Origin of the sequence: Nocardioides jiangxiensis, assembly GCF_030580915.1 — a bacterium.
Taxonomy (GTDB): Bacteria; Actinomycetota; Actinomycetes; order Propionibacteriales; family Nocardioidaceae; genus Nocardioides; species Nocardioides jiangxiensis.
In genome coordinates, this window is sequence record NZ_JAUQTA010000001.1 from 1,368,159 (window position 1) to 1,395,057 (window position 26,899).

Annotated in this window: 23 protein-coding genes; 5 read left to right on the forward strand and 18 right to left on the reverse strand. The window is 71.4% G+C overall.

Annotated elements, in window-relative coordinates:
- Nucleotides 1–20 precede the first annotated feature (20 nt).
- The 7 genes from Q5722_RS06675 to Q5722_RS06705 all read right to left on the reverse strand — a co-directional run bounded on the left by Q5722_RS06675 (nt 21) and on the right by Q5722_RS06705 (nt 9,187).
- Nucleotides 21–1,187, reverse strand: coding sequence for an acyl-CoA dehydrogenase family protein (locus Q5722_RS06675; protein ID WP_305027427.1), 1,167 nt, complete (start codon nt 1,185–1,187; stop codon nt 21–23).
- Nucleotides 1,187–3,199: an acetyl/propionyl/methylcrotonyl-CoA carboxylase subunit alpha gene (locus tag Q5722_RS06680; RefSeq protein ID WP_305027428.1), complete on the reverse strand. Its 2,013-nt coding sequence runs from the start codon at nt 3,197–3,199 to the stop codon at nt 1,187–1,189. Before Q5722_RS06680 ends, Q5722_RS06675 begins: the two co-directional genes overlap by 1 nt.
- Before the next feature lie 7 nt (nt 3,200–3,206).
- Nucleotides 3,207–4,760, reverse strand: a complete 1,554-nt coding sequence (locus Q5722_RS06685; protein WP_305028343.1) for an acyl-CoA carboxylase subunit beta — start codon at nt 4,758–4,760, stop codon at nt 3,207–3,209.
- A gap of 68 nt (nt 4,761–4,828) precedes the next feature.
- Nucleotides 4,829–5,998: an acyl-CoA dehydrogenase family protein gene (locus Q5722_RS06690; RefSeq protein WP_305027429.1), complete on the reverse strand. Its 1,170-nt coding sequence runs from the start codon at nt 5,996–5,998 to the stop codon at nt 4,829–4,831.
- Nucleotides 5,995–7,743, reverse strand: a complete 1,749-nt coding sequence (locus Q5722_RS06695; RefSeq protein ID WP_305027430.1) for an acyclic terpene utilization AtuA family protein — start codon at nt 7,741–7,743, stop codon at nt 5,995–5,997. The genes Q5722_RS06690 and Q5722_RS06695 overlap by 4 nt, the downstream gene beginning before the upstream one ends.
- Nucleotides 7,740–8,567 (reverse strand): TIGR03084 family metal-binding protein, encoded by an 828-nt coding sequence (locus Q5722_RS06700; RefSeq protein ID WP_305027431.1) that lies wholly within the window; start codon nt 8,565–8,567, stop codon nt 7,740–7,742. The genes Q5722_RS06695 and Q5722_RS06700 overlap by 4 nt, the downstream gene beginning before the upstream one ends.
- A complete protein-coding gene (locus Q5722_RS06705) occupies nt 8,564–9,187 on the reverse strand; it encodes a TetR/AcrR family transcriptional regulator (RefSeq protein WP_305027432.1) in 624 nt (207 codons plus the stop codon). The genes Q5722_RS06700 and Q5722_RS06705 overlap by 4 nt, the downstream gene beginning before the upstream one ends.
- A gap of 136 nt (nt 9,188–9,323) precedes the next feature.
- Here Q5722_RS06705 and Q5722_RS06710 point away from each other — a divergent pair, with 136 nt between their 5' ends.
- Nucleotides 9,324–9,824: an RDD family protein gene (locus Q5722_RS06710; protein ID WP_305027433.1), complete on the forward strand. Its 501-nt coding sequence runs from the start codon at nt 9,324–9,326 to the stop codon at nt 9,822–9,824.
- A gap of 180 nt (nt 9,825–10,004) precedes the next feature.
- Here Q5722_RS06710 and Q5722_RS06715 read toward each other — a convergent pair whose 3' ends face one another.
- From Q5722_RS06715 to Q5722_RS06725, 3 genes are read right to left on the reverse strand one after another with little or no spacing between them, the layout of a single operon-like run.
- The gene (locus Q5722_RS06715) at nt 10,005–12,701 is read right to left on the reverse strand and encodes an FtsX-like permease family protein (RefSeq protein WP_305027434.1); all 2,697 of its coding nucleotides are present in this window, start codon (nt 12,699–12,701) and stop codon (nt 10,005–10,007) included.
- A complete protein-coding gene (locus Q5722_RS06720) occupies nt 12,698–13,423 on the reverse strand; it encodes an ABC transporter ATP-binding protein (RefSeq protein ID WP_305027435.1) in 726 nt (241 codons plus the stop codon). Before Q5722_RS06720 ends, Q5722_RS06715 begins: the two co-directional genes overlap by 4 nt.
- Nucleotides 13,420–13,992 carry a PadR family transcriptional regulator gene (locus Q5722_RS06725; RefSeq protein WP_305027436.1) on the reverse strand — a complete coding sequence of 191 codons (573 nt, stop codon included), beginning with the start codon at nt 13,990–13,992 and terminating at the stop codon, nt 13,420–13,422. The genes Q5722_RS06720 and Q5722_RS06725 overlap by 4 nt, the downstream gene beginning before the upstream one ends.
- A gap of 145 nt (nt 13,993–14,137) precedes the next feature.
- Between Q5722_RS06725 and Q5722_RS06730 the strand changes: the two genes are divergently transcribed.
- Entirely contained in the window at nt 14,138–14,659 is a 522-nt protein-coding gene (locus tag Q5722_RS06730) for a hypothetical protein (RefSeq protein ID WP_305027437.1), read from the forward strand.
- An 82-nt stretch (nt 14,660–14,741) separates the two neighbouring features.
- Here Q5722_RS06730 and Q5722_RS06735 read toward each other — a convergent pair whose 3' ends face one another.
- The 5 genes from Q5722_RS06735 to Q5722_RS06755 all read right to left on the reverse strand — a co-directional run bounded on the left by Q5722_RS06735 (nt 14,742) and on the right by Q5722_RS06755 (nt 21,086).
- Nucleotides 14,742–16,919: a 3-hydroxyacyl-CoA dehydrogenase NAD-binding domain-containing protein gene (locus Q5722_RS06735; RefSeq protein ID WP_305027438.1), complete on the reverse strand. Its 2,178-nt coding sequence runs from the start codon at nt 16,917–16,919 to the stop codon at nt 14,742–14,744.
- Nucleotides 16,920–16,949: 30 nt separating this feature from the next.
- Nucleotides 16,950–18,161: an acetyl-CoA C-acetyltransferase gene (locus tag Q5722_RS06740; RefSeq protein ID WP_369415014.1), complete on the reverse strand. Its 1,212-nt coding sequence runs from the start codon at nt 18,159–18,161 to the stop codon at nt 16,950–16,952.
- Nucleotides 18,162–18,296: 135 nt separating this feature from the next.
- Nucleotides 18,297–19,895, reverse strand: a complete 1,599-nt coding sequence (locus tag Q5722_RS06745; protein WP_305027439.1) for an acyl-CoA carboxylase subunit beta — start codon at nt 19,893–19,895, stop codon at nt 18,297–18,299.
- A complete protein-coding gene (locus Q5722_RS06750) occupies nt 19,892–20,494 on the reverse strand; it encodes a TetR/AcrR family transcriptional regulator (protein WP_305027440.1) in 603 nt (200 codons plus the stop codon). The genes Q5722_RS06745 and Q5722_RS06750 overlap by 4 nt, the downstream gene beginning before the upstream one ends.
- 46 nt (nt 20,495–20,540) lie before the next feature.
- The gene (locus Q5722_RS06755; protein WP_305027441.1) at nt 20,541–21,086 is read right to left on the reverse strand and encodes a TIGR03086 family metal-binding protein; all 546 of its coding nucleotides are present in this window, start codon (nt 21,084–21,086) and stop codon (nt 20,541–20,543) included.
- Between the two features lie 49 nt (nt 21,087–21,135).
- Between Q5722_RS06755 and Q5722_RS06760 the strand changes: the two genes are divergently transcribed.
- Both Q5722_RS06760 and Q5722_RS06765 read left to right on the forward strand, forming a co-directional pair.
- Nucleotides 21,136–21,408, forward strand: coding sequence for a DUF7218 family protein (locus tag Q5722_RS06760; protein WP_305027442.1), 273 nt, complete (start codon nt 21,136–21,138; stop codon nt 21,406–21,408).
- A gap of 57 nt (nt 21,409–21,465) precedes the next feature.
- On the forward strand, nt 21,466–22,362 hold the full coding sequence (locus Q5722_RS06765) for an NAD(P)H-binding protein (protein WP_305027443.1): 897 nt from the start codon (nt 21,466–21,468) through the stop codon (nt 22,360–22,362).
- A gap of 15 nt (nt 22,363–22,377) precedes the next feature.
- Here the strand turns inward: Q5722_RS06765 and Q5722_RS06770 are convergent, their stop codons facing one another.
- Nucleotides 22,378–23,061: a CPBP family glutamic-type intramembrane protease gene (locus tag Q5722_RS06770; protein ID WP_305027444.1), complete on the reverse strand. Its 684-nt coding sequence runs from the start codon at nt 23,059–23,061 to the stop codon at nt 22,378–22,380.
- 32 nt (nt 23,062–23,093) lie between these two features.
- On the opposite strand from Q5722_RS06770, the gene Q5722_RS06775 reads away from it, so the two are divergent.
- Entirely contained in the window at nt 23,094–23,963 is an 870-nt protein-coding gene (locus Q5722_RS06775) for a prephenate dehydratase (RefSeq protein ID WP_305027445.1), read from the forward strand.
- Between the two features lie 182 nt (nt 23,964–24,145).
- Here Q5722_RS06775 and Q5722_RS06780 read toward each other — a convergent pair whose 3' ends face one another.
- Both Q5722_RS06780 and Q5722_RS06785 read right to left on the reverse strand, forming a co-directional pair.
- Nucleotides 24,146–25,651, reverse strand: a complete 1,506-nt coding sequence (locus Q5722_RS06780) for a DEAD/DEAH box helicase (protein WP_439652480.1) — start codon at nt 25,649–25,651, stop codon at nt 24,146–24,148.
- A 207-nt stretch (nt 25,652–25,858) separates the two neighbouring features.
- Nucleotides 25,859–26,863 (reverse strand): family 43 glycosylhydrolase, encoded by a 1,005-nt coding sequence (locus Q5722_RS06785; RefSeq protein WP_305027446.1) that lies wholly within the window; start codon nt 26,861–26,863, stop codon nt 25,859–25,861.
- Nucleotides 26,864–26,899: the final 36 nt, after the last annotated feature.

Below are 26,899 nucleotides of genomic sequence, written 5' to 3' on the forward strand. Positions count from 1 at the left end.
GTCCTGGGTGCCCTCGGCTCTCAGTAGGACTTCGGCAGCCCGAGCGAGTGCATCGCGACGAAGTTGAGGATCATCTCGCGGCTGACCGGCGCGATCCGGCCCAGGCGCGAGGCGACCAGGAGGTTGGCCAGGCCGTACTCCTCGGTCATCCCGTTGCCGCCGTGGGTGTGGACCGCGACGTCGGTGGCGTTGCAGGAGACCTCGCCGCCGGCGTACTTGGCCATGTTCGCGTACTCGCCCGCGCCGAAGTCGTCCCCGGCGTCGTACAGCGCGGCCGCCTTCTGCCAGAGCAGGCGGGCCTGCTCGAGCTCGATCTTGATCTTCGCCAGCGGGTGCTGGATGCCCTGGTGGGCGCCGATCGGGACGTCCTTCCAGACCGACCGCTCCCTGGCGTAGTCGACCGCCTTCTCCAGCGCGTAGCGAGCCAGCCCGCACGACATCGCGGCGCCCATGATCCGCTCGGGGTTGAGGCCCGCGAAGAGCTGCCAGATGCCGCCGTCCTCGTCACCGACGAGCGCCTCGGCCGGCACGCGGACGTTGTCCAGGAAGAGCGTGAACTGCTTCTCCGGCGCCTTCCAGGCCATCGGGATCACCTGCCTGGAGAAGCCCGGCGCGTCGGTCGGCACCATGAACAGCGCCGGCTTCAGCTTGCCGGTCTTCGCGTCCTCGGTGCGGGAGACGATCAGGATCACCTGCGCCTCGTCGACACCGGAGATGAAGGTCTTCTGCCCGTTGAGCACCCACTCGTCGCCGTCCCGCGTGGCGGTGGTGGTGATGTTGTGGGCGTTGGAGCCGGCGTCCGCCTCGGTGATCCCGAACGCCGCGGTCACGCTTCCGTCGGCGATCTGCGGGATCCAGTGCTTCTTCTGCTCCTCGGTGCCGCAGCGCGCGATGATCGAGCCGACGATCGCCGGGCTGACCACCATCATCAGCAGCGGGGCACCGGCGGCGGAGGCCTCCTCGAGGACGGCCGCCAGGTCGGACATGCCGCCGCCCCCACCGCCGTACTCCTCGGGGAGGTTGACGCCGAGGAAGCCGTTGCGGCCCATCTCGAGCCACATCTCGGTCATCTTGCCGCCCTCGCGGGCCTGCTTCTCGACGAACTCGCGGCCGTACTTCGAGGCGAGCTTGCGGACGGCCTCGCGGAGCGCGACGCGCTCCTCCGGCTCGGTGAACATGGTGCTCATCAGCTCTCCTCGGAGTCGGTGCTGTCGGTGCTGTCGGTGTCGGGGGCGACGACGGCGAGCACGGCGCCCGCCTCGACCTGCTGCCCGACGGCGACGTCGAGCTCGGTGACCGTGCCGGCGTACGGCGCGGAGATGGTGTGCTGCATCTTCATGGCCTCCATGACCAGCAGCGGCTGGCCCTCGGCGACCGTGTCGCCCACCGCTGCGGAGACCGCGACGACCGAGCCCGGCATCGGGGCCAGCAGCGAGCCCGCAGCGACCTGCGTCGACGGGTCGACGAAGCGGGGCGCACGGATCAGCGCCACGTGGCCGAGCGAGGACTCGACGTCCACGTGGTCGCCGTCGACGTAGACCGTGAAGGTGCGCTGCACTCCGTCCTGCTCGAGGGTGACCTCGTCCGGCCCGGCTGCCAGGACGACGACACCGTCCAGGTCCGCGGAGCGGAAGCTGCGACCGCCGTACCAGCCGACGACGAGCTCCTCGTCGCCGCGGCGGAACACCGTGCGCTGCGGCTGCGAGACGACGTTGCGGAAGCCCGCCGGGATCCGGGACTGGTACGCCGAGGCGAGACGTGCCCGCTCGGCCAGCGCGACCGCCGCGGCGAAGCCCGAGACCGGCACCGCGTCCGCGCCGCCCGTGGGGGCACCGAGGACGGCGAGGTCGGCTCCGTCGAGCCACGTGGTGTCCATCGTGGCGTCGATGACGGTCGCGGACCGAAGCAGGTTGACCAGCAGGTCGCGGTTGGTGGTCAGGCCGTGCAGCTGCGCCTTGGCGAGCGCCCCGGCGAGCTGTCGCAGCGCCTGGTCGCGGGTCGGCGCGAACGAGATGACCTTGGCGATCATCGCGTCGTAGAAGGTGCCGATGCTGTCGCCCGCCCCGACACCGGAGTCGAGCCGGATGCCGTGGCGGACGGTCTCGAACTCGGACACCACGCCGGGCAGCTCGAAGCGGGTGATGGTGCCTGACTGCGGCTGGTAGCCGTGGGCCGGGTCCTCGGCGTACAGGCGCACCTCGACCGCGTGCCCCTGCGGCTCGCCGACGGTGACCTCGGCCAGCGAGCGGCCCTCGGCCACGGCGATCTGCAGCGCGACCAGGTCGACGCCGTGGACCGCCTCGGTGACCGGGTGCTCGACCTGGAGGCGGGTGTTCATCTCCAGGAAGTAGAAGCGGTCCTTCGCCACGTCGTAGAGGAACTCGACCGTGCCGGCGCCGCGGTAGTCGATCGCCTCAGCCGCCTGGCGGGCGGCCTCGTGGAGCGCCTTGCGGGTCCCGTCGGGGAGCGCCGGGGCCGGTGCCTCCTCGATCACCTTCTGGTGACGACGCTGCACGGAGCAGTCACGCTCGCCGAAGACGATCGCCCCGTCCGGCGTGCCCATGACCTGGACCTCGATGTGGCGGCCGGTCTGGACGTAGGGCTCGACGAAGACGGTGCCGTCGCCGAACGCCGACGCAGCCTCCGACGACGCCTGCTCGATGACCGTGCCGAGATCGGCCAGGTCGTTGACGATGCGCATCCCGCGGCCACCGCCGCCGGCCGACGCCTTCACCAGCACCGGCGCCTCGAGACCGTCCGCCACCGAGGCGTCGGCCGCGAACTCCGCGCCCGTGAAACCGTCGAGGACCGGGACACCGGCATCCGACATCAGCTTCTTGGACTCGATCTTCGAGCCCATCGACTCGATCGACGACGGGTCGGGGCCGACCCAGGTCAGCCCCGCCTCGATGACGGCGCGGGCGAACGCGGCGTTCTCCGAGAGGAAGCCGTAGCCGGGGTGGACGGCATCGGCACCGGCCGCGAGCGCCGCGGCGACGACCAGGTCACCACGGAGGTAGGTCTCGGCCGGGGTGTTGCCGGGCAGGCGCACCGCCTGGTCGGCCTCGCGCACGAACGGCATCCCCGCGTCGGCGTCTGAGAAGACGGCGACGGTGTCGATGCCGAGCTCGCGACAGGTGCGGAAGACACGGCGGGCGATCTCGCCGCGGTTGGCGACGAGGAGGCGGGTGATGGTCATGGGGCCCTCACATCCGGAAGACGCCGAAGTTCATGGCGCCCTCGATCGGCTGGTTGTCGATGACGGAGAGGCAGATGCCCAGGACCGTCCGGGTGTCACGCGGGTCGATGACGCCGTCGTCGTAGACCAGGCCGGACAGGAACTCCGGCAGCGACTGGTCCTCGACCATCTGCATGACGAAGGCCTTGATCCCGTCGAACTCCTCCTGGTTCCACGGCATGCCCTTCTTCTCGGCGGACTCGCGGGCCACGATCTCCATGACGCCGGCGAGCTGTGCCGGACCCATGACGGCGGACTTGGCCGAGGGCCAGGTGAAGAGGAAGCGCGGGTCGTAGGCGCGACCGTTCATGCCGTAGTTGCCGGCTCCGAAGGAGGCACCCATGATCACCGTGAGGTGCGGGACCTTCGAGTTGGAGACCGCGTTGATCATCATCGCGCCGTGCTTGATGATGCCGCCCTGCTCGTACTCCGCGCCGACCATGTAGCCGGTGGTGTTGTGCAGGAAGAGCAGCGGCGTGTCCTTCTGGTTGGCCAGCTGGATGAACTGGGCCGCCTTCTGCGCCTCCTCGCTCATCAGGACGCCGCGGGCGTTGGCGATGATGCCGATCGGGTGGCCGTGCAGCTTCGCCCAGCCGGTCACGAGTGCGGAGCCGTAGAGGGGCTTGAACTCGTCGAACGCGACCTCGTTGCCCGGCCCCGTGCCGTCGACGATCCGGAGGATCGCGTCCCGCGGGTCGAACGGTTCCTTGAGGTCCTCCGGGAAGAGGTCGAGCAGCTCCTCGGGGTCCAGGTCCGGCTCGGCGTACGACGTCGGGTCGGGCGTGCTGCCCTTCTTGCGCCAGTTGAGGCGGGCCACCGTGCGCCGCGCGAGCCGGATCGCGTCGTGCTCGTCGACGGCGAGGAAGTCGGAGGAGCCGGAGATCCGCGAGTGCATCTCGGCGCCACCCAGCGACTCGTCGTCGGACTCCTCGCCGGTCGCCATCTTGACCAGCGGCGGGCCGGCCAGGAAGACCTTGGCCTGTTCCTTCACCATGATCACGTAGTCGCTCATGCCGGGGACGTAGGCGCCGCCGGCGGTGGAGTTGCCGAAGACCACCGAGATCGTCGGCTGCTTGCGCGCGGAGGCGCGGGTGAGGTCGCGGAAGCCCTTGCCGCCCGGGATGAAGATGTCCTTCTGGGTGGGCAGGTCGGCGCCGCCGGACTCGGTGAGGTTGATCGTCGGCAGCCAGTTGCGCTCGGCGATCTCGGCCGCGCGGAACGACTTGCGCAGCGACATCGGGTTGAGGGCGCCGCCCTTCACCGTGGGGTCGTTGGCGACGATCATGCACTCGACGCCCTCGACGACGCCGATGCCCGTGACCATGGAGGCGCCGACCGCGAAGTCGGAGCCCCAGCCGGCCAGCGGCATCAGCTCGAGGAACGCCGACCCCTCGTCGACGAGGAGCTCGATCCGCTCGCGGGCGGTGAGCTTGCCGCGCTCGTGGTGGCGGGCGATGTACTTGCCGCCGGCCTCGACGGCCTTCTGGTTCTGCTCCTCGATGTGGGCGATCTTCGCCAGCATCGCCGACCGGCGCCGCTCCGCGACGGTCGGCTCGGCGGTGGTCCCGGTCGTCCCGGTCGTCTCGGTCGTCATGCCTTCGCCCCCGGGGCGTAGCCCATCAGCCGTGCCGCGAGGTCGGTGAGGACCTCGGTCGAGCCGCCGCCGATCGGCAGCAGGCGGACGTCGCGGTAGTGGCGCTCGACCTCGGTCTCGCGCATGTAGCCCATGCCGCCGTGCAGCTGGACGGCCTCGTTGGCGACCCAGACGGCGGTGTCGACCGCCGTCTGCTTGGCCAGGCAGGCCTCGGCGATGCAGTTCTCGCCGGCGTCGTACCGGCGGGCGATCTCGAGCGTGTAGGACCGGGCGATCTCGATCTGGCGCCGCATCTCGACCAGCTTCGCCCGGACCACCTGGTTGGCGACCAGCGGCTTGCCGAACGTCGTCCGGTCCTGGCAGTACTGCGCGGTCAGGTTCAGGCAGCGGATCGCATGGCCGTAGCCCATCAGCGCCAGCCAGATCCGCTCCGTGACGAACTTGTCGGCGATGTAGTAGAAGCCGTGGTTCTCCTCGCCGACCAGGTTCGCCAGCGGGACCCGTACGTCGTCGTAGGTCAGCTCCCCGGTGTCGGAGGCCAGCCAGCCCATCTTGTCGAGCTTGCGCGAGACGCTGAAGCCGGGCGTCCCCTTCGGGACCACGATCAGCGAGATGCCGTGGGCACCCTCGCCACCCGTGCGGACAGCGGTGGTCACGAAGTCACCGCGCACCGAGGAGGTGATGAACATCTTGGCTCCGTTGATCACCCACTCGTCGCCGTCGCGGACCGCGCGCGTGGTGATGCCGGCGACGTCGGAGCCGGTGCCGGGCTCGGTCACGCCGAGCGAGCCGATCATGTCGCCGCTGAGCACGGGCCGCACGTAGGTGTCGACCAGCTCCTTCGACCCCGCCTGGATGATGTGCGGGATCGCGATGCCGTGGGTGTACGCCGACGCCATCAGGCCGCCGGACCAGCCAGCCTCCATGAAGCCTTCCTGCATCGCGCAGACGTCCATCAGGGTGCCGCCGTCGCCGCCGACCTCCTCGGGGACGCCGACGCCGAGGAGGCCCGCCGCCGCGAGCTTCTTCTGGAACTCGCGCGGGATCTCGCCGTTGCGCTCCCACTCGTCGAGGTGCGGTGTGACCTCGCGCCGGGTGAACTCCATGGCGGAGTGCTTCAGGGCGAGCTGTTCCTCGGTCCAGCCGTAGGCGGGCGAGTAGGTCACAGGAGGCTCCCTTCGATGGTGGCCGTCCGGCCGCGGACCCACTCCGCGAGGCCCTTGGCCTGCGGGTCGAACCGGGCGGTGGCCGCGACTCCCTCGTCGAGGAGGCCGTGGATGAGGATGTTGACGCCGCCGAGGTTCGGCAGCGGGTAGACCTCGATGTCGAGGTCGGCGGCTTCGGGGACCAGCTCGCGCACCTTGCGGGGGCTGAGGTACTTCGTGAGCCACCGGACGCGCTCGGCGTACTTCGGGTGGCCGTCGTTCTTCACCCAGAGGCCGATGTTGGCGTCGCCGCCCTTGTCGCCCGAGCGCCCGTGCACGAAGGTGCCCAGCGGCAGGCGACGGGTGAGCGTGTCAGCCGGCGACGGGTACGGCGAGGGCCGCAGTCCGACGGCCTTGTCGAGAGGCGCCGGGTCGGTGGGCGGGTCGGCGATGACCTCGACGGACCCGTCGTGGTGCACGACGGTGTGCTCGACGACCTCCCGCGCGATGTAGGCCGGGGTGTAGACGCCGTACGCCGTGCCCGGGCCGGGCATCCGGCAGGGCGCGAAGCCCGGGTACGAGCCGAGCACCTGCTCGATGACCGGGCCGGTGAACCCCTTGGCGACCTTGTTCGCATCGGCGTCGAACGCGGTGATCCGCAGCAGCGCCGAGGCGGCCTCCTGGCTGTCGGCGTCGGTGTCGGGCTGGATGACGTCGGACCAGACGACGCGCGCCGGTCCGTCCTCGCCCCAGGCCCGCTCGACCTGCTCGCGGACCCAGGCCGCCTTCTCCTGGACGTTGAGGCCGGTGAGGATCAGCTCCATGGAGTTGCGGTAGCCGGCGAAGTAGTTGAGGCAGGCCTTGAGCGTCGCGGGCGGCAGCGAGCCGGTGACCCCGGAGACCTTCACGCGGTCGGACGCCTCCTGCTCGAGCCTCATCGTGGTCAGGTCGACGGTGACGTCGGGGTTGAGGTACCTCGTCGTCTGGATCTCGTAGACCAGCTGCGCGGTGACGGTGTCGACGGTGACGGCGCCACCGGTGCCGTCGTGCTTCGTGATCACCATCGAGCCGTCCGCGGCCACCTCGGCGATCGGAAAGCCCAGGGGCTTGCTGCGCGCGTCGGCCGGAAGCTCCAGGAAGCCCGAGAAGTTGCCACCGACGGCCTGGGTTCCGCACTCGATGATGTGGCCCGCGATCACGGCACCGGCCAGCGCGTCGTACGACTCCGGGGTCCAGCCGTGGTGGTGGATCGCGGGGCCCACCACGACGCTCGCATCGGTGACGCGCCCGGTGACGACGAGGTCGGCACCCCGGTCCAGCGCGCTGGCGATGCCGAACGCACCGAGGTAGGCGTTCGCGGTCAGCGGGTTGCCGTACGTCGGGTGGGTGAGGCCGAGGTCGGCCACCTTCGCGCGGATGTCGTCGCCGGCGACGTAGGCGATCTTCGGGGCCAGGCCCAGGCCGGTCGAGACCTCGGCGAGCTTCTCCGCGAGGCCCTTGGGGTTGATGCCGCCGGCGTTGACGACGACCTTGACCCCCTTCTCGAGCGCGAGGCCGAGCGCGTCCTCGGCCTGCCGCACGAAGGTGCGGGCATAGCCGAGGTTCGGGTCCTTGAAGGTGTCCTTGCCGAGGATCAGCATCGTCAGCTCGGCCAGGTAGTCGCCGGTCAGGTAGTCGAGCGGACCACCCTCGAGCATCTCGCGGAAGGCCGAGAGCCGGTCACCGTAGAAGCCGGAGCAGTTGCCGATGCGGGCGGGACTGGTCATGCGCGTTCTCCCTTCGGGGCGCGACCGCCGCCGGCCGGACCGGCGAAGGCCTGGGCGATGGTCAGCCAGGTCTCCGCGTCGGCGCCGGTGGCGACGAGGTCGGTGTCGTCGCGGTGCACGCGCTGGGTGGCCAGCGCCGCGAAGTCGTACGCCGACCCGGTCACCGTCTGGGTGGCGTCGTCGGGGCCGAAGACGATCGGCTCACCCGACGGGAGCACGAGCTCGAGCCGGATCGGCTCGGCGGGGGCGTCGAGGCCGTTCTGCGCGAAGGCGAAGCTGCGGGTACGGAAGCCGATGCTGGCCACGTGGCGGATCCGGTCGGTGACCGAGTGCGGGGCACCGACGGCGTCCGCGACGTCGAGCCCGTGCGCCCAGGTCTCCATGAGTCGGGCGGTCGCCATGCTCGCCGGCGCCATCGGCGGACCGAACCACATCAGCTTCTGACCGTCGGGCACGCTGCGCAGCGCCGCGGCGAGCGCCTGCTTGGAGGCCTGCCAGCGCTCGAGCAGCTCCGCACCCGTGTGGGTCTTGGCGATGGTCAGCGCCGCGGTGTCGACGAAGCCGGACGGGTCGGCGAAGGCGTCCATGACCAGGGCGTCCCAGGGCTCCTTGTCCGCATCGCCGTTGACGAGCAGCGTGCCGGCGATCGCCTTCACGGACGCCTCGTCGGTCCACAGCAGGTGCGCGATCGTGGTCGCGACGTCCCAGCCCTCGGCGGGGGTGGCCGTGCGCCAGCCCTGCTCGTCGAGGTCGGCGAGCAGCGACTCGACGTACGCGCTCTCCGCCTGGAGGTCTCCGAGGACCTCGTCCAGCACGGGGTTCATCCGAGCTCCTTCAGTTCGCGGTCGAGGGACTGGGCCCACTGGTCGAGGATCCGTGCGCGGCGACGGGAGTCGTCGCCGAGGGTGTTGGCGAGGCCGAGGCCGCGCAGCAGGTCGAGGGTCGCCTGCACCAGCTCGCGGACACCGGGGCGCGACTCGTCCACCTCGAGCAGGTCGACGGCGATCCGGTGCAGCTCGCGGCCGAACTCGACCTCCAGCGGCGCCACCGCCGCCAGCAGCTGCTCGTCACTGCGGGCGGCGACCCACAGCTCGAGCGCCGCGGTGAAGAACGGCGAGGTCACGTAGTCGGCCATCGCCTCGAGCACCGCGCGCGTGCGCCCCTCGCCGACCGGGAAGTCGTCGCGCCCGACGACGATCTCCGCCCTGCGCTGCTCGGCGAGGTGCCGGACGGCGGCGACGACGAGGTCGTTCTTGGTCGGGAAGTGGTGCAGCTGGGCACCGCGGCTGACGCCGGCGATCTTGGAGACGAGCGTCGTCGACGTGCCGGCGAAGCCCGCGTCGACGAGGCACTGGATGGTCGCCTCGAGCAGGCGGGCCCGCATCACGCGGGTGCGCTCCTCCTGCGGCACGCGTGCGTGCTGTGTCGCGGTCTCCGAGCTCATGGGTACACCTTGTCCCCCATGAAAGAAACAGTCAAGCCTGTCTTTAAGTTGGAACGATGGTCGTGTCGCGCTCCGGAGCGGGGCGTTCCCGACATGAGAGGCTCGGACCACCCCGACCCTCCCGAGGAGAGCCGTCATGACAGAGCAGCCGAACCCCTACGCCTCCCAGCCCACGTCGTCGTACGCGACCTGGGGCGACCGCGCGGTCGCGACGCTCTGGGACGCCGTCTACCTCTGGCCCGTGGTGGTCGCGTTCATCGTGAGCGGTGTCCTGCTCGGCATCGGTGGCGGGATCAACTCCGACCAGACGACAGGTGCCGGCACGACGCTGGTCATCCTCGGCTCCCTCGGCCTCGCCGCCTCCTACATCTGGCTCTTCGTGCGGTCCATCCGCAACTACGTCGTGATCCAGGGGCGCACCGGCCAGTCCTGGGGCAAGGCGAGGAAGGGCCTCTGGGTCGTCAACGAGCAGACCGGCGCCGTCCCTGGCTGGGGCTCCTGCCTCGGCCGCATGCTGCTCCACAGCCTGATCAACCAGGCGGTCTACATCGACTACCTGTGGCCGCTCTGGGACAAGCCGAAGGTGCAGACGCTCACCGACAAGATCCTGACGACCGTGGTCGTGAAGCGCGCCTGATCCTCTGGCCGTCGAGCTCCTCACCGTTGCGCAGGATCTCCCGGGTCCGCGCGCGAGGCGCACAGGTCCTCGCCTCGGTGACGGCTCCGACCGAACGTACGCCGGCGCGGGCGAGGCCCTCCCCCGAGGAGCCCCGCCCGCGCCGTCGTCCATGCCCCCGCCGGTCCGGGTACGACGCGATCAGTCGATGCGCGCCACCAGCGGGAGCCGCGACCGGGCACACAGCCCGACCACGAGCGCGGTGAGGAGCGGCAGCCCCACGACGACCACCAGGATCACCAGCCACGGGATGTCGAGGTAGTGGCTCGGGCCCGCACCATCCCAGGTGTTGCTGGTCAGTGGCCAGGTGGCCGCGATGCCCGGGACCAGTCCGATGACCGCTCCCCCGACCGCCCCGATGCCACCGACCACGAGGGCGTAGCAGGCGGCGACCAGGCGGCGTTCTCGCGGAGAGGCGCCCACGGCCGAGAGGGTCGCGAGGTCGGGAGCCGCGTCGGACAGCGCGAGGAACGTCGCCGTGAGCGTCCCACCGAGCATGAGCACCCCACCCAGCGCCGCGAGCACCCACAACAGCAGGACGTTGTCACGGCCGTTCCAGCCGCGCTCGACGTAGACGCGCGCATCCGGGTAGCCGATGCCGGCCAGCGCCTTCTCGATCGTGTCCTTCTCCGCCTTCGAGACGGGGCCGGGGAGGCTGATCGTCGACGGCATCACCTGCGCGCCCGTCCGCTTGGCGACCGCATGCGGGACGATGCCCTGGGTGGTCACGAACGAGACCCGGATGACCTCGGCGGGTGCGCTGGTCGTGCGGCCGGAGTGGCCCGCGCCGTCCTCGCCGTACGTCGTCACCTGGAGGTCCACGGAGTCCCGGTGGAGATCCGGCGGGACCACCTTGCCGTCCCGGGTGACGCCGGGCGAACCACCGTCGGTGAAGAGCACGACCTTGCCGGCTGCGAGAGCTGCCGCCGCCTTCGCCTTCCCTGAGGCATCGAGCCCGAGATCCGCAGCGGGCACGTGGTCATCGACGATCCAGCTGCCCATGTAGCCGCCCCAGCCACTCAGCAGGGACCCGCCGTCGCGCCCCTCGACTGCCTGCACCTCCTGGTCACCGGGCATGCCGCCCATGTGCCCGAGCTGGTACATCACCTCGGACTCGGGGTCCTCCTCGTGCACCGCCTTCTCGATCGCGTGCCAGGCCACGGCGCGCTCGTCCGGTGCCAGGGTCGCGTCGTCGAAGGACACGAAGCCCGCGTGCAGCCCAGCCGAGGGCCGGTAGGTCTCCCGCGACTCCTCGGCGTCGCTCGCGTTGGCGATGCACAGGGCGACCACCCCGGTCACCGTGGCCAGCACCGCGCCGATCGCCGGCACGGTGCGTGCGCGATGCCGCGCCGCGTCGCGGACGGCGTACCGCAGCGGGAGGGGCGCACGCCCCGCCAGCCGCCCGACCAGAGCGAGCACCGGCGACAGCAGGAGCACCCCACCGACCACGGCGAGCACCGCCGCAGCGGCGATCGCGATCGTGCCCCAGTCCCCGCCGTGCCGCGCGCCGACCACCGCGGCCGCGATGCCGGCGGCAGCCAGCAGCGCGCCGAGCACCGGCGAGGCCTTGCCCGGAGCGCGGTCACCCCGGCGACCACCGAGGACCTTCACGATGTCCTGGCGAGAGGCGATCCAGGCCGGGACGAGCGCCGCGATGACGGCACTGAGCCAGCCGAGGAGGGCGATCAGCAGGACCTGGCTCCACACGACGTCGAACGGCCCGAAGACCGACTGGTCGTAGTGCTGGGCGATCGGAACCCCGACGCGGCCCAGCACGACGCCGACGACGAGACCCACGCCTGCTGCGATCCCGCCGAGCACCACGGCCGTGGCGAGCACCGCGCGCCGCACCTGCCCGGGCGTGCCACCGGTGGCCGCGACCTGCGCGAGGTTGCGCTGCATCCGCCGTGCTCCCACGGCGAACGCGGGACCGGCGAGCAGCACGACCTCGAGCAGCGCCATGGTGCTGACCAGGATCGCCGTCGCGAGAATCACGTCGGCCCGGTCGTCGCCGAAGTCGGACATCTCCGGCGGGAGCTGGTCCTCCGACGGCGGATGGGCGATCACCTCCCGGCTGAGGACGGAGACGCCGAGCTTGTTCAGCGCGCGTACCGCGTCCCAGTCGACCCCACCCGGGACGGTGGCGAGGTAGGTCGTGTTGGTCGAGTACATCGGCCCCTGGCGGGTGTCGTCCACGCTCCCGGGATAGGCCCATGCCGACGGCTCACCACGGTACGACGCGTCCTCGGCCTCGCCGACCACCTCGAGGGGGCGGCCGGTGACCAGCTCGACCGTGTCGCCCATCCGCACGCCGCGCTTCACGAGCTGGGCGTTGACGGCGATCTCGCCGACGCGCGCCGGTGCCCGACCCGCCGTCAGGTCCCACGTGCCGTCGAACACGGGGTCACGGAAGTCGGCGCTGTGCACCGTGACGTTGACGTTGTGCTGCCCGATGCGGGTGTTGAACCAGTCCAGCCGCTGCGCGTGCAGCTTCGTGCCCTCCCCGAGCACCTTCGCGATGTCTGCCTGGGTCGCCGTCCGGTCGGTCCCGCCGTCCTCCGGTCCGGCCCAGCCGGCGTTGTCGTGCGGGTCGGCCCCCTGGTAGACGACCCCGCCACCCTCGTTGACCTCGAGCAGCGCGTCGGCGGTGCCGAGGTGGCGGTCGAGTCCCTCGGCAACGCTGACGTCGGCCGTCGAGATCACGACGTGGGCAGCCGTCACGCCGAGCACGGGCAGGGCGATCATCGCCAGGATCAGCGCACTCCGCCCCTTGTTGCGCAGGACGTCGCGCCACGCGAGGCGGAGCAGGGCGCGCCAGCCGCCCAGCGGGCCCCTCATCGGGCACCGTCCATCGCGAGCAGGTCCTCGGGGCCCGACGTCCGGCCGGACTCGTCGACGACGAGGCCGTCCCGCAGGAAGACCACGCGGTCTGCCCAGGCCGCGTGCCGCGGCTCGTGCGTGACCATCACGACCGCCGCACCCGCATCGCACCGGGTACGCAGGAGCTGGAGGATCTCCTCCCCTGTGGCCGTGTCGAGGGCCCCGGTCGGCTCGTCGGCCAGGATCAGCCGGCGCTCGCCGACCAGCGCACGGGCGATCGCGACGCGCTGCTGCTGGCCACCCGACATGTCGTCCGGGAAGCGGTCCGCAGCACCAGCGACGCCGACCTCCTCGAGCGCGGCGAGCGCATCGCGGCGCGCCTGCCGCGCACCGACACCGTCGAGCTCACGCGGGAGGGCGACGTTCTCGATGGCGGTCAGCGCGGGCACGAGGTTGAAGTTCTGGAACACGTAGCCCACGGACGTACGGCGGAGCCGGGCACGCTGGGCGACCGAGAGGCCGACGAGCGAACGCCCCTCGATGACGACGTCGCCGCTGGTCGGCGTGTCCAGGCCACCGGCGAGGTTGAGCAGCGTCGACTTGCCGGAGCCCGACGGGCCCATGACGGCGACGAGCTCGCCCGGCGACGCGGTCACGGTGACGCCACGCAGGGCGTGGACCTCGGCGGCGCCGGTGCCGTGGACCCGGGTGACATCGGCAACGGTGAGGATGGGGTTCATCGGGCTGCCTCCTCGGCGACGGTGGAGCGGGTCGGGGCGGAGGACCGGCGGGCGAGCCGCGCCTCACAGTGGTCGAGCCAGCGGATCTCCGCCTCGGCGGTGAAGATGAGCGAGTCGAGGACGAGGCTCCAGGCCAGGTCGGCGGGCTCCTCCGTCGCGGCTCCGCGCTTGAGGCGCGTGTAGTCGTGGAGGGCGTTCATGGTCGCCGTGCGCTGGCGCTGCACCAGCGACGCGACGTCGACGCCAGGGATGGTGACCGCGATCGCCAGCTTGATCGCGAGCTCGTCACGCGGCGGCTCACCACGGCCGACCGGCTCGTCGAACCAGGTGGCCACCTCGACCCTGCCGTCGGTCGTGATCGCGTAGCGGCGCTTGCCCTCCTCGCCGACCTCCTCATCGGACGCGGCCTCGATCATCCCGTCGCGCTCGAGGCGGGCGAGCGTCGTGTAGACCTGCCCGATGTTGAGCGGCCAGGTCGAGCCGGTGCGGCCCTCGAACTCCGTGCGCAGCTGGTAGCCGTACATCGGACCCTGCTCCAGCAACGCGAGCAGTGCGTGTCGGACTGACATCTGTTCCCCCTTTCCGGATACCCGGTGAATGCATACTAGGTATGCATACCGAGTATGTGTCAAGGAAACGCGCGCGACTCCGCCCGGGAACAGGGAAAACGGACGGGCCTCGCGTGGCCTTCGGACGCGTGGTTGACTCCCCGCCATGCGCCTCACCACCCCCGCCCTCGGACTCGTCGTGGCCACCGCCGCCCTCGGACTGACCGCCTGCGGCGGGCCGGACACGCCGTACTCCGACACCGATGTGGCCGTCGCCGCCCTGGCCTCGCGGATCGCGACCGACATGCCCCCGGCACAGGCGCGCTGCACCGCGAAGAAGCTCGTCGCCGCAGCCGGCGTCGACACCCTGACCAAGGCGGGGATGCTGACCAAGGACCACGTCGCGCAGCTGACCTACCAGTTCGACAAGACGACCGCCAACGAGATCGCCGACGCCACCGTCGCCTGCTGGGACTGGCGCAAGAACACCGAGTCCTGGGCCAGCTCCTACCCGACGGCTCAGCCGCAGGACTGGGACTCGTACGTCGCCTGCGCCGAGAAGCTGGACGACAAGCTGCACGCCGCCGTCGTGGCCGCGAACCTCAAGGGCGGCACCGCGAAGCCGCGCGAGGCGTTCGCGAAGGCGCAGCTGGCCTGCCGCAAGGTGCTCGGCACCCCGGTCGGCTGACCGCGACGCCACCGCCCGCCGACGCCAGAGGGCCCGGCTCCGCGATCACTCGCGGGGCCGGGCCCTCCGTCGTACGGGCCGATCAGGCGGGGAAGGACTCGCCGTTCTTCGCCATGTCGCGCAGGTACTGCGTCGGGCGCAGCTGCTCGCCGTACTTGTCGGCCAGCTCGTCGGCGCGCTTGAGGAACGCCTCGATGCCGTAGGTGCCGTCGGGGGCGTCGTAGCCGGTGATGAACTGCGCGGCACCACCGGTCATCGGTGGGAAGCCGATGCCGAAGATCGAGCCGATGTTCGCGTGGGCGGCCGAGGTGACCACACCCTCCTCGAACGTCTTGGCGGTCTCGATCGCCTCGCGGAACATCATGCGGTCGCGCAGGTCCTGGAGCGGGTACTGCGTCTCCGCCACCGGGAAGAGCTCGCCCACGACCGGCGAGAGCGAGCCGCGCTTGCCGTCGACGTACTCGTAGAAGCCCGCGCCCTTGAGCTTGGACGGGCGACCGGCCTCGATCATCTTGTTGCAGACGACCTCGGACTTGGTCGGCTCGGCGATGCCCATCGCCTCACGCGTGGTGGAGGCGATCTTCACCATGAGCTCGAGGTTCAGCTCGTCGGCGATCTGCAGCGGGCCGACCGGGAAGCCGGCCGACGTGGCCGCGCGCTCGATCGACAGCGGGTGCTGGCCCTCGAGGAGGAGCGAGAGGCCCTCGTCGATCTGGGTTCCGATGACCCGCGAGGTGTAGAAGCCGCGCGAGTCGTGGGCGATCATCGGGGTCTTCTTGATCAGCAGCGTGATGTCGTACGCCTGGGCCAGGGCCTCGTCGCCGGTCTCGTTGCCGCGGATGATCTCGACCAGCGGCATCTTGTCGACCGGCGAGAAGAAGTGCAGGCCGATGAAGCGGGCGGCGTTGCCGTCGCCGTCGATGCCCTTGGCGAGCTCGGTGATCGGCAGCGTCGAGGTGTTGGAGCAGAGCAGCGCGCCCTCGTTGAGGAACGGGATGACCTCGTTGAAGACCTTCTGCTTCAGCTCGACGTTCTCGAAGACGGCCTCGACGACCGTGTCGCAGCCCGCGGCGTCGGCCGGGTCGATGGTCGGGGTGATCCGGTTGAGGATCTCGTCGGCCTTCTCCTGCGTGAGCTTGCCGCGCGAGACGGCCTTCTCGTTGAGGCCCGCGGTGTAGGCCTTGCCCTTCTCGGCGGCCTCGATGGTGACGTCCTTGAGGACGACCTCGACACCCGCGCGCGCCAGGACGTAGGCGATGCCCGCGCCCATCATGCCGGCGCCGAGGACGATCGCCTTCTGCGGGACGTACTTCTCGACGCCCGCCGGGCGCTCCTTGCCCGCGTTGATCGAGCCGAGGTCGAAGAAGAACGCCTGGATCATGTTCTTCGCCTGCTGGCCGGTGACCAGCGTGGTGAAGTAGCGCGACTCGATCCGCGAGGCGGTGTCGAAGTCGACCTGCAGACCCTCGGTGGCGGCCGCGAGGATCGCCTTGGGGGCCTTGTAGTCGGCCTGCTTGATCTGCTTCTTCAGCATCGGGGCGAACGCCGGCAGCATGCCCGCGAGCGACGGGTGCGACGGGGTGCCGCCCGGGATCTTGTAGCCCGGGGTGTCCCACGGCTGCGCCCACGCCTCGGGGTTGGCCTTGATCCACGCCTTGGCGGCGGGGATCAGCTCGTCCTCGGTGGCGACGAGCTCGTTGACCAGGCCCTTGGCCTGGGCGGCCGCCGGCTTGAACTCGGTGCCCTGGCCCAGGATCTCCATCAGGGCCGTCGCGAGGCCGAACATGCGCACGGTGCGGGTGACGCCGCCACCGCCGGGCAGCAGGCCCAGCTTCACCTCGGGCAGGCCGATGGAGTACTTGCCGTCGACCGCGATGCGGTGGTTGGCGGCGAGTGCGATCTCGAGGCCGCCGCCGAGCGCGGCGCCGTTGATGGCGGCGACAACCGGCTTCTGGAGGAGCTCGAGCTTGCGCAGGGTCGCCTTGACACCCTCGACCATGCCGAAGATCTCGGCAGCGTTCTCCTTGCGGACGCTCATCATGCCCTTGAGGTCACCGCCGGCGAAAAAGGTCTTCTTCGCGGAGGCGATCACGACACCGGTGATCTTGTCCGCGTCGGCGACCAGCTGGTTCACGGCCGCGTCCATCGAGCTGACGTACAGCTCGTTCATCGTGTTGGCCGACTGGTTCGGGTCGTCCAGGGTCAGCGTGGCGATGCCGTCGGCATCGATCTCAACGCGGACAGCAGTCTGCTCAGTCATGTCTCTCGTCTTTCCTGTTCTGTCCGCGTCTCAGAGGGCTTCGACGATGGTCGCGATGCCCATGCCCGCGCCGACGCAGAGCGTGGCCAGGCCGTAGCGCTTGCCCTGGCGCTTGAGCTCGTCGACGAGCGTGCCCAGGATGATGGCGCCGGTCGCACCCAGGGGGTGACCCATGGCCATGGCGCCACCGTTGACGTTGACGACGTCCTGGGTGATCCCCATGTCCTTGATGAAGCGGAGGGCGACGGCCGCGAAGGCCTCGTTGATCTCCCACAGGTCGATGTCGTCGACCGTGAGGCCGGCCTTCTCGAGGGCCTTGTACGCCGCCGGCGCCGGGCCGGTCAGCATGATCGTCGGCTCGGAGCCGATGACCGCGGTGGAGACGATGCGGGCCTTCGGGGTCAGGCCGTGCTTCTTGCCCGCCTCCTCGGAGCCGATGAGCATGAGGGAGGCACCGTCGACGACGCCGGAGCTGTTGCCGGCGTGGTGGACGTGGTTGATCTTCTCGACCTCGGTGTACTTCGAGAGGGCGACGTCGTCGAAGCCCGCGTCCACGCCCATCGCGATGAACGACGGCTTGAGCGAGCCGAGCGACTCCGCGGTCGTGCCCGGGCGGACCGTCTCGTCCTTGTCCAGGATGACGAGGCCGTTCTCGTCCTTCACCGGGATGACGCAGTCGTCGTAGTAGCCGTTGGCCCAGGCCTTCGCGGCACGCTCGTGCGACTGCGCGGCGAGCGCGTCGACGTCCTCACGGGTGAAGCCCTCGACCGTGGCGATCAGGTCGGCGGACACGCCCTGCGGGATGAAGTAGGTGTCGAGCGACGTCTTCGGGTCCATGGCCCAGGCACCGCCGTTGGAGCCCATCGGCACGCGGCTCATCGCCTCGACGCCACCAGCGAGGATCAGGTCCTCCCAGCCGGAGCGGACGCGGGCAGCAGCCTGGTTGACGGCCTCGAGCGCGGAGGCACAGAAGCGGTCGATCTGGACACCGGCGACGGTCTCGGCGAGGCCGGCCTTGACGGCGGCGACGCGGGCGATGTCGGAACCCTGGTCACCGATCGGCGTGACACAGCCGAGGATCACGTCGTCGATGCCGGCGGTGTCGAGGCCCTCGTTGCGCTCCTCGATCGCGTGCATGAGCGTGACGACCAGGTCGATCGGCTTGACCTCGTTGAGCGAGCCGGTCTTCTTGCCACGGCCGCGCGGCGTACGCACGTGGTCGTAGATGAATGCTTCAGCCATCAGGGTTCCTCACTGAGTGGATTGGTACACCGTGTACCCGGTGATCATAACGGCAGGTCGGTACATCGCGTACCCGTGGTTCCGGTCACACCGGCGACCGGCCGGCGACGGTCTCGCGGCAGTGGGCGGCAGGCCTCAGGCGGGCGCGATCGTACGGCGCTTGCCCGGGACCCGCGGAGCGCGGCGCGGCACCGCGCGCGCGAAGGTCTCGACCAGCAGTCGACGGGTCTGGCTCGGCAGCACGACGTCGTCGATGCCGAAGCCGTCCGCGGCCAGCACCGGGTCGATGTTGGCGCGCATGAGCTCGATGAACTCGGCCCGCTTCTTCTCCGGCTCCGGGTCGTCGAGGTAGACGGACTTGAAGGCGATGTCGACGGCGCTCTCCACGGGGATCGCGCACAGCTCCGCGGTCGGCCAGGCCAGGCTGAGGTCGGCGTCGATGCTCCGGCCGCCGCCCATCACGACGTACGCCGCGCCGTACGCCTTGCGGGTGGTGATGACGACCCGCGGGACGGTCGCGTTGGCCAGCTCGTAGGCGATCCGGGCGCTGCGGCGGACCAGCCGGCTCTCCTCTGCGGCCGTGCCGACCTGGAAGCCGGGCATGTCGATGAGCACCACGAGCGGCAGGCCGAAGGTGTCGCAGACGGCGACGAAGCCACCGAGCTTCTCCGAGGCGGGGCCGTCGATCGCGCCGCCGAAGACCTGCGGCTGGTTGGCCACGATGCCGACCGGGCGGCCTGCGAGCCGGGCGAACGCACAGACCATGTTGGGCGCGTAGCCGGGCTTGATCTCGAAGACCGTCTCGTCGTCGGCGAGGCCCTCGATGACGTAGCGGACGTCGTAGGCCTGACGCATGTTGGCCGGGACCAGGGTGTCGAGCCGGTCGGCGGTGTGGCCGGGGCCGGCGTCGCGATCGCCCATGTTCTGTGCGCCGTCCTGCCAGCTCGGCAGGTAGGAGAGGTAGAGCCGGATCGCGTCGAGGGCCTCGTGCTCGTCGTCGACGGCGAGGTCGACGACGCCGCGGCGGGCGCAGTTGTCGGCACCACCGAGCTCCTCGTTGGTGGCGTCCTCGCCGGTGCCGTTCCTGACGAGGAAGTCGCTGCTCAGCCCCATCGTGCCCTGACCGCGGACGATCACGACGAAGTCGCAGCACGCGGCCAGGTTGCCGGGCGCACCGAAACCCGGGCCGAGCATGGCGGAGACCAGCGGCACGTACCCGGAGAGGTCGCACATCTTCATCAGCAGCTCGGACCCCGGCGCGGCCAGCCGCGAGTCGAGCGCCTCCTGCATGCGGTGGCCGCCGCCGTCGTGCAGCAGCACCATCGGGATCCGGTCGTGCAGCGCCCGGTCGGCGATGCGCATCACCTTGGCCATGCCGACGGCTCCGTTGCTCCCGCCGAGCACGGTGAAGTCGAACGCCGCGAGCGCGACAGGCCGCCCGTCGACGTAGCCGATGCCGGTGACCACGCCGTCGGCTGGCGCGACGAGCGGCGCGGCGCCGTTGTTGGACGGACCCGGGCCGGCCAGGCCGCCGAACTCGATGAACTCCTCCCCCGCGAGGTAGGCGATCCGCTCACGGGCGGTGAGCTTGCCGCGCGCGTGCTGCTTGGCGATCTTGTCGGCCCGGGCGTCGTCGAGCAGGGCCGCCTTGGCGCGCTCGACGTGCGCCACCAGCGCCTGCTCGGGCGTGGGCTCGACGGTCGGCTGGGCGTGGGCGTGGGCGTCGGTGGTCATCGGGCGTCCTCGGAGGAGATGGTGGTGAGGGTGGTCAGCAGCAGGGGCTTGAGCGAGCGCCAGTCGGCATCGATGTCGGCGTCGACGTAGAGGGCACGGCGCATGGCGAGACCGCGCATGGTCGCCACGGCGCAGCGACCGACGAGAGCACCGGCGGGCGTGGTCAGCTCCGGCGCGATCGACGCGGCGAGGGCGACACCCTCGCGATCGATGCGCTCCTCGACGACGAGCAGGTGCTCGCGCAGCTCGGGGTTGGTGCGCGCGGCGACCCACAGCTCGAGCGCCACCACGAACGTCGGCCCGGCGTAGAACTGCCAGACCACGTCGAGGGCGGCCTCGGCCCCGCGGCGGGGCTCCCGCTCGAGGTCGGCACGGACGTCGGCGATCCGGCGGGCCGCGAGGGCGTCGACAGCCGCGGTCACGAGCGCAGCCTTGGTGCCGAAGTGGTGCAGGTGTGTGCCGACCGAGCGGCCTGCGCGCTGGCAGACCTCGGCGACCGAGATGCCCGCGTACCCGACCTCCTCCATGAGCTCGAGCGTCGCCGCGATCAGGTCGGCACGGCTCGCCTCACGGCGTTCGGCCTGGGTCCGGCGGGTCATGGGCGTGACCGTAGCCCATTTCCGTTACGGCCGTAATGTTTGTTGCTCAGACCACCCGACCGATGAAGGCCAGGAGCTTCGTCTGCGGGTCGGCGTCGGCGGCGACCGGCACACGCGGCCCGTAGTGGCCGCTCGACCGCAGCGCCTCGTCCCACGGCTCCATGCCGGCGAGCATCGCCGCGCACCGCTCCGGGTCGAGGGCCTCGTCCTGGCCCGTCGCCCGCGCCAGGTCCCAGGTGTGCAGGAAGAGGTCGCTGGTGAAGAACTGGTCGATCGCCCGGTCCAGCGGGTGCGTGCCCGGCGGGCCGGTGTAGGTCCTCTCCGCGGTGGCGGGATCCTCCAGCAGCGCCTGGACCTGCGCCGCGAACGCATCCCACGCGGCGACCGGGTCGTCGTCCACGCTGGGCACGGGCTCGAGCCGCACCGCCGCTCCGCCCTCGAGGAACGCCGGCAGCCACTCCACGAGGTGGCGCACGACGTCGCGTGCGACCCAGCCCTCGCACGGAGCCGGGTCGTCCCACTCCGGGGCGGCCCCGTGGACCCGGGCGGCGAACGCGGCGTTGGTCCGACGGAACGCGTCAGCAGCACTCATGACCGCAGCGTAGGCGGGTACGGGTCGCGGAACACGAGAGGAGAGACCCATGCCTGGACGACGAAGCCCCGGACCCAGCGTCAAGGACAAGGAGCTCTACGAGACGCTCCGCGACGAGGGCAACAGCAAGGAGAAGTCCGCCCGGATCGCCAACGCCGTCGCCAAGGAGGGGCGGTCGAAGGTCGGCGCGCGCGGCGGACGCGGCGGCGACTACGAGGACCGCACCGTGGAGGAGCTGCGCAAGCGCGCCCGCGAGGTCGGCATCGAGGGACGCTCGCACATGCGCAAGAGCGAGCTCATCGACGCCCTGCGGCACCACTGACCCGATGGCCCACCCCATCCTGCCCGCGGCTGTTGCCGCGTGCGACAGGATGGGGGCGTGAGCGCCTCCCGCACGGCACTGGTCACCGGTGCGACCGGCTTCGTCGGTCGCCACCTCGTCCCCGCACTGCTCGACGAGGGGTGGCACGTGCGCGCCCTGACCCGCCACCCCGAGAGGTACGACGGCCCCGGCGAGGTCGTGGGCGGTGACGTGTCCGACCCCGCGTCGCTGCGACCCGCGCTCGCGGACGTCGACGTGGCCTTCTACCTCGTCCACTCGCTCGACCACGCCGACTACAGCGAGCGTGACGCGCGGGCGGCGCGCGCCTTCGCCGCCGCGGCCGACGAGGCCGGCGTGGGCCAGATCGTCTACCTCGGCGGGCTCGGCGCCGACGGCGCAGACCTCTCCGAGCACCTCCGGTCGCGCCGGGAGGTGGAGCATCTCCTCGCCGGCACCTCCGTGCCGGTCACCGCACTCCGTGCCGCGATCATCGTCGGCGCGGGCGGCATCTCGTGGGAGATCACCCGGCAGCTGGTGAAGAACCTTCCCGCGATGGTGGTGCCGCGCTGGGTCACCACCCGGACCCAGCCGGTCGCGCTCGACGATGCCGTGCGCTACCTCGTCGGAGTGGCGGGCGAGCCCGCGGCCCACGGGCGGACGTTCGAGATCGGCGGCACGGATGCCCTGACCTACGAGGAGATGCTGCAGGTCGCGGCCGAGCAGATGCTCGGCCACCGGCTCCCGATCGTGCGCGTGCCACTGCTCACGCCACGGCTCTCGTCGTACTGGCTGGCGCTGGTCACCGACATCGACACCAGGACCGGCCGCAACCTGATCGACTCGCTCGGCACCGAGGTCGTCGTCACGGACACCTCGATCCGGGAGATCGTGCCCGGCACCCCCACGTCGTACGCCGAGGCGGTGCGGCGGGCCCTCGCGCAGCCGCACGGGTGACGCCTCCGGCGGCTGTCAGAAGACGAGCGGCAGGCCGAAGAGCATCAGCAGCGCCCAGGTCACGTGCGTGATCGCAGGTCCGAGGATCCCGCCCGACGCACGTCGCTCGAGGCCGACCACGAGGCCGAGCAGCAGCGCAGCGACGACGAGGAGCAGGTTGCCGGCCGCGATCGTGGTGAGCGTGTAGGCGACCGTCGACACGAGCACCGGGCGGCGGGGCACAGCGGCGTACACCGCTCCGCGGAAGAAGAGCTCCTCGGCGATCCCGTTGACGACCGTGACGACCGCGACGAGCGTCAGGGAGCCCTCGGCAGCGTGGTCGAGCACGCCACGTACCTGGTCGGCGACGAAGGGGACGGGCCGCAGCACGAGAGCCGCGACCAGGAAGACGGCGGCCAGACCGGCGCCGACCAGCAGCGGCGCGAGCACGGGACGGCGCAGCTGGTCGCGGACCGCGATCCGGCCCAGGTGCAGCCGCCCGGAGGCCAGCGCACCCGCGACCCAGACGGCCGCCAGGGCGAAGGTGGCCGGGTAGAAGGCAACGCTGCCGGGCTCGATCCGCAGCGACACCCCGAGCAGCACCGCCCCGGCGACGACGGTCGCGACGGCCACCACCTGGCGCCGCCGCAGGCCCGCAGGCGTGTCGCGCTGGTCGCGCGGGACCAGGTCCCACAGCGAACGACGCAGCCAGGTGCGCACGGGTCCTCCAGAGGCTCGTGGATGATGTTCCTGTGACTGCGAAGATCATCGCCTACCAGGGCGAACCCGGCGCCAACTCCGACATCGCGTGCCGCGATGCCTACCCGGCGTGGGAGACGCTGCCCTGCGCGTCGTTCGAGGACGTCTTCGCTGCCATCCAGGAGGGCCGTGCCGAGCTCGGCATGATCCCGATCGACAACTCGCTCGCCGGCCGTGTCGCCGACATCCACCACCTGCTGCCCAAGTCGGGCCTGCACATCGTGGGCGAGTACTTCATGCCCATCCACTTCCACCTGATGGCCATCCCGGGTGCGTCGATCGAGGGCATCAAGACCGTCCACTCGCACGTGCACGCACTCGGCCAGTGCCGCCGGATCATCGCCTCGATCGGGGCGCGTCCGGTCATCGCCGGTGACACCGCGGGATCGGCGCGCGAGGTCGCGGAGTGGGGCGACCCGACCCGCGCCTGCCTGGCACCGCCGCTCGCAGCCTCGGTGTACGGCCTCGACGTCCTCGCCGAGAACGTCGAGGACGAGGACCACAACGCCACGCGCTTCGTCATCCTGTCGCGGGAGTACGTCGAGGCGCCCGCTCCCGCGCCCGGCACCGACGAGATGGTCGTGACGACCTTCGTCTTCCGCGTGCGCAACCTGCCCGCCGCGCTCTACAAGGCGCTCGGCGGCTTCGCCACCAACGGCATCAACATGACCAAGCTCGAGGCCTACATGGTCGACGGCGAGTTCACCGCGACGATGTTCCTCGCCGACGTGGAGGGGCACCCCTCCTCGCCGGGCCTGGCCCGGGCGCTGGAGGAGCTGGAGTTCTTCACCGACGAGCTGACGGTCCTCGGCGTCTACCCCGCCGCGCCGTACCGCATCGAGGGCGAGCACCAGCCCAAATAGCCCCTGCCCGCGCCGAGACGAGGCCTGTGCCGAGACGAGGCCTGTGCCGAGACGAGGCCTGTGCCGGCGTGGCACGAGCCCCGTCTCGGCGCTGCGGTCGGCAGGAGAGCACCAAGGGGTGGACTTCCCGTCATCATGTGACGGGAAGTCCACCCCTAGGTCGGAGCTGGCGCCCTGGGGCCTCAGCGGCCGCGGCTGAACGACGCGGCGCTGTGGCCGCCACCGCCCGAGCGACGCTGACCGCCCTGGCCGCCGGAGCGCGCCTGGCCGCCGTTGCCGGAGCCACCCGAGCGGGAGCCACCCGAGCGGGAACCACCCTGCCCGGAGCCACCCTGTCCGCCACCCGAGCGGCGCTGACCGCCCTGGCCGGAGGCCGTGGCACCCGAGCCGCCGGCGTTGCCGCCGTTGCCACCGCGCGAACGCGAGCGCGAGCGGTTGCGACCGCCGCCCGAGCCGGAGCCCGATCCGGCACGCTGGGCCTGCTGCTGGCCGGGGACCTCGATCGTCAGGCCGCCCGGCACCTCGACGCGCTCACCCGGAGCGAGCTCCTTGAGGAGCGGGTGGGATGCGTCGCTGACGACGGTGGTGGTCGGCTTGATGCCGGCTGCCCGCGCCAGCGCGCGCACGTCGCGCACCTGGTCGTCGGTCATCAGGGTGATGACGGTGCCCTCGGCACCGGCGCGCGCCGTACGGCCGGAGCGGTGGAGGTAGGCCTTGTGCTCGGCCGGCGGGTCGGCGTGCACGACGAGTGCGACGTCGTCGACGTGGATGCCGCGCGCAGCGACGTCGGTGGCGACGAGCGTGGTCGCGGCGCCCGAGTGGAACGCCTCCATGTTCCGCGTGCGGGCGTTCTGCGAGAGGTTGCCGTGCAGGTCCACCGTCGGTACGCCGTTGGCGTTGAGCTGGCGGGCGAGCGCCTTCGCGCCGTGCTTGGTGCGGGTGAAGACGACCGTGCGACCCGGCGCCCGGGTGAGGTCGACGAGGATCGGCAGGCGCGACTCGCGCTTCACGTGGAACACGTGGTGGTCCATCTTCGCGACCGGCGACTGCGCCGAGTCGGCCTCGTGGACGACCGGCTCGTTGAGGAACTTCTTCACCAGCTGGTCCACCGCGTTGTCGAGGGTCGCGGAGAAGAGCAGCCGCTGCGAGCGCGGCGGCGTGGCCTGCAGGAGCCGGCGCACGGCCGGGAGGAAGCCGAGGTCGGCCATGTGGTCGGCCTCGTCGAGGATGGTGACCTCGATCGAGCCGAGGTTGCAGTGGCCCTGACCGATCAGGTCCTCGAGACGGCCCGGGCAGGCCAGGACGATGTCGGCGCCCTTCCGCAGGCCGGCGACCTGCGGGTTCTGGCCGACGCCACCGAAGACGGTCTGCGTGCTCAGGCCGTACTCAGCGGCGAGCGGCTTGAGCGAGGCCTCGATCTGGGTCACGAGCTCGCGCGTCGGCGCGAGGACCAGGGCGCGCGGAGCACCGGCGCGCGCGGTCCGGCCCGATGCCGCGAGGCGCGCGACGAGCGGGATCAGGAAGGCGTAGGTCTTGCCCGAGCCGGTGCGGCCGCGGCCGAGCACGTCACGTCCGGCGAGCGAGTCGGGCAGCGTCGCCTTCTGGATCGGGGTGGGAGTGGTGATGCCCTGGACAGCCAGGACGGTGGCCAGCGGCGTGGGTACGCCGAGGTCGGAGAAATCAGACACAGGAGAGTCGTTTCGTTCGGTGTCTCACCAGAACGCCCGCGCGAAGCGGGTGAGTGGCCTCGGGAAGCGAGGCGCAGCCGCGAGGCGGCTGCCGATCCGCGGCAAGACTGGGCGGATGTCAAGAGAGTACCGGACGCGCCCTCTGACCAGCGAAGACGAGCGAGGTGAGATCGCCCACCCGGGGCGGCACGAGCCCCGTCCCGGCGGTCAGCGGCGGGCGACGAAGGGGCGGCCGCCGTGCCAACGGAGGATCGTGGAGAACGGCACGCGTCGTCCTCCGGTCGACTCGGTGCCGCCGCGCCAGGCGTGGAAGAAGAACCGCACGTCCCGGCCGGTACGCAGCACCTCGCCGCCGCCCGCCCCGCAGAGCGTCCGGCCCGAGCGCGAGCGCAGCACGAGGTGTCCGTGGTCCGGGCCTGCCGGCACGAACCGGCTTCCCGGCGTACGGGCCCGGTAGACCTCGGTGCGGTAGTGGCAGCCGCGGTAGGAGTAGCGGCTGACGAAGAGCCAGGTGCGGCCACCTCGGGTGAGCATGCTCGGCGCCTCGGTGATGGTCCGGCCGTTCTGGACGACCAGCCGCGAGCGCGCGCCGCGCGCCGGCGCCAGCCCCGCCGGCCCGAGCTCGACCATGCGGATCTGCCCGACACCCGAGCGGTGGTCGCGGCGGACGTAGGTGAGCCAGCGGCGCCCGTGCGGTCCCACGTAGACCGACGGGTCGATCGCCGTGGCGCCGGGACCGCCACAGACCAACGGCCGGCCGACCGTGCGGAAGCCCCGGGTCGGCGAGGTCGAACGGGCGACGCCGATGCAGTCGCGCGCGCCCCGACGCGTGGCCGCGAAGTACATCAGGAAGACCGGTCCACGCCGCCCCCGGACCACCTCCACGTGCGGCGCCCACAGGTGGCGCGCGCCGCCGATCCCGGTGCCGAACCAGCGCGGTACGCCACCCGGGGGCATCGCCCGCCCCACGGCGCGGTAGCCCCAGCCTGCGTGCCGCGACCGCAGCGCCGGGAAGCCGGGCCCCGTGCCGTAGAGATGGAACCAGCCACGGGCCTGCGCAGGGCCCGGGTCGGCCAGCCCGCCCCTGGCGAGCTGGGTGACCACATAGCCACGGTGGTGCGCCGACGCCGCGGGCGCGGTACCCGGCACCACCCCTGCGACGACGACCAACGAACCGACCAGGGCGACGAACGCCCCCCGTACTGCCTGCACTGCGACTCCACACGAGATCCCTCGACGCACACCGAG

Bases quoted from the DNA above. Each gene is read 5' to 3' on its own strand.
- Q5722_RS06685 (WP_305028343.1), bottom strand. From the start codon at position 4,760: ATGCTGGCGAAGATCGCCCACATCGAGGAGCAGAACCAGAAGGCCGTC.
- Q5722_RS06750 (WP_305027440.1), bottom strand. From the start codon at position 20,494: ATGACCCGCCGGACCCAGGCCGAACGCCGTGAGGCGAGCCGTGCCGAC.
- Q5722_RS06695 (WP_305027430.1), bottom strand. From the start codon at position 7,743: ATGACCAGTCCCGCCCGCATCGGCAACTGCTCCGGCTTCTACGGTGAC.
- Q5722_RS06730 (WP_305027437.1), top strand. From the start codon at position 14,138: ATGCGCCTCACCACCCCCGCCCTCGGACTCGTCGTGGCCACCGCCGCC.
- Q5722_RS06725 (WP_305027436.1), bottom strand. From the start codon at position 13,992: ATGTCAGTCCGACACGCACTGCTCGCGTTGCTGGAGCAGGGTCCGATG.
- Q5722_RS06755 (WP_305027441.1), bottom strand. From the start codon at position 21,086: ATGAGTGCTGCTGACGCGTTCCGTCGGACCAACGCCGCGTTCGCCGCC.
- Q5722_RS06710 (WP_305027433.1), top strand. From the start codon at position 9,324: ATGACAGAGCAGCCGAACCCCTACGCCTCCCAGCCCACGTCGTCGTAC.
- Q5722_RS06720 (WP_305027435.1), bottom strand. From the start codon at position 13,423: ATGAACCCCATCCTCACCGTTGCCGATGTCACCCGGGTCCACGGCACC.
- Q5722_RS06760 (WP_305027442.1), top strand. From the start codon at position 21,136: ATGCCTGGACGACGAAGCCCCGGACCCAGCGTCAAGGACAAGGAGCTC.
- Q5722_RS06705 (WP_305027432.1), bottom strand. From the start codon at position 9,187: ATGAGCTCGGAGACCGCGACACAGCACGCACGCGTGCCGCAGGAGGAG.
- Q5722_RS06715 (WP_305027434.1), bottom strand. From the start codon at position 12,701: ATGAGGGGCCCGCTGGGCGGCTGGCGCGCCCTGCTCCGCCTCGCGTGG.
- Q5722_RS06700 (WP_305027431.1), bottom strand. From the start codon at position 8,567: ATGAACCCCGTGCTGGACGAGGTCCTCGGAGACCTCCAGGCGGAGAGC.
- Q5722_RS06675 (WP_305027427.1), bottom strand. From the start codon at position 1,187: ATGAGCACCATGTTCACCGAGCCGGAGGAGCGCGTCGCGCTCCGCGAG.
- Q5722_RS06740 (WP_369415014.1), bottom strand. From the start codon at position 18,161: ATGGCTGAAGCATTCATCTACGACCACGTGCGTACGCCGCGCGGCCGT.
- Q5722_RS06680 (WP_305027428.1), bottom strand. From the start codon at position 3,199: ATGACCATCACCCGCCTCCTCGTCGCCAACCGCGGCGAGATCGCCCGC.
- Q5722_RS06735 (WP_305027438.1), bottom strand. From the start codon at position 16,919: ATGACTGAGCAGACTGCTGTCCGCGTTGAGATCGATGCCGACGGCATC.
- Q5722_RS06745 (WP_305027439.1), bottom strand. From the start codon at position 19,895: ATGACCACCGACGCCCACGCCCACGCCCAGCCGACCGTCGAGCCCACG.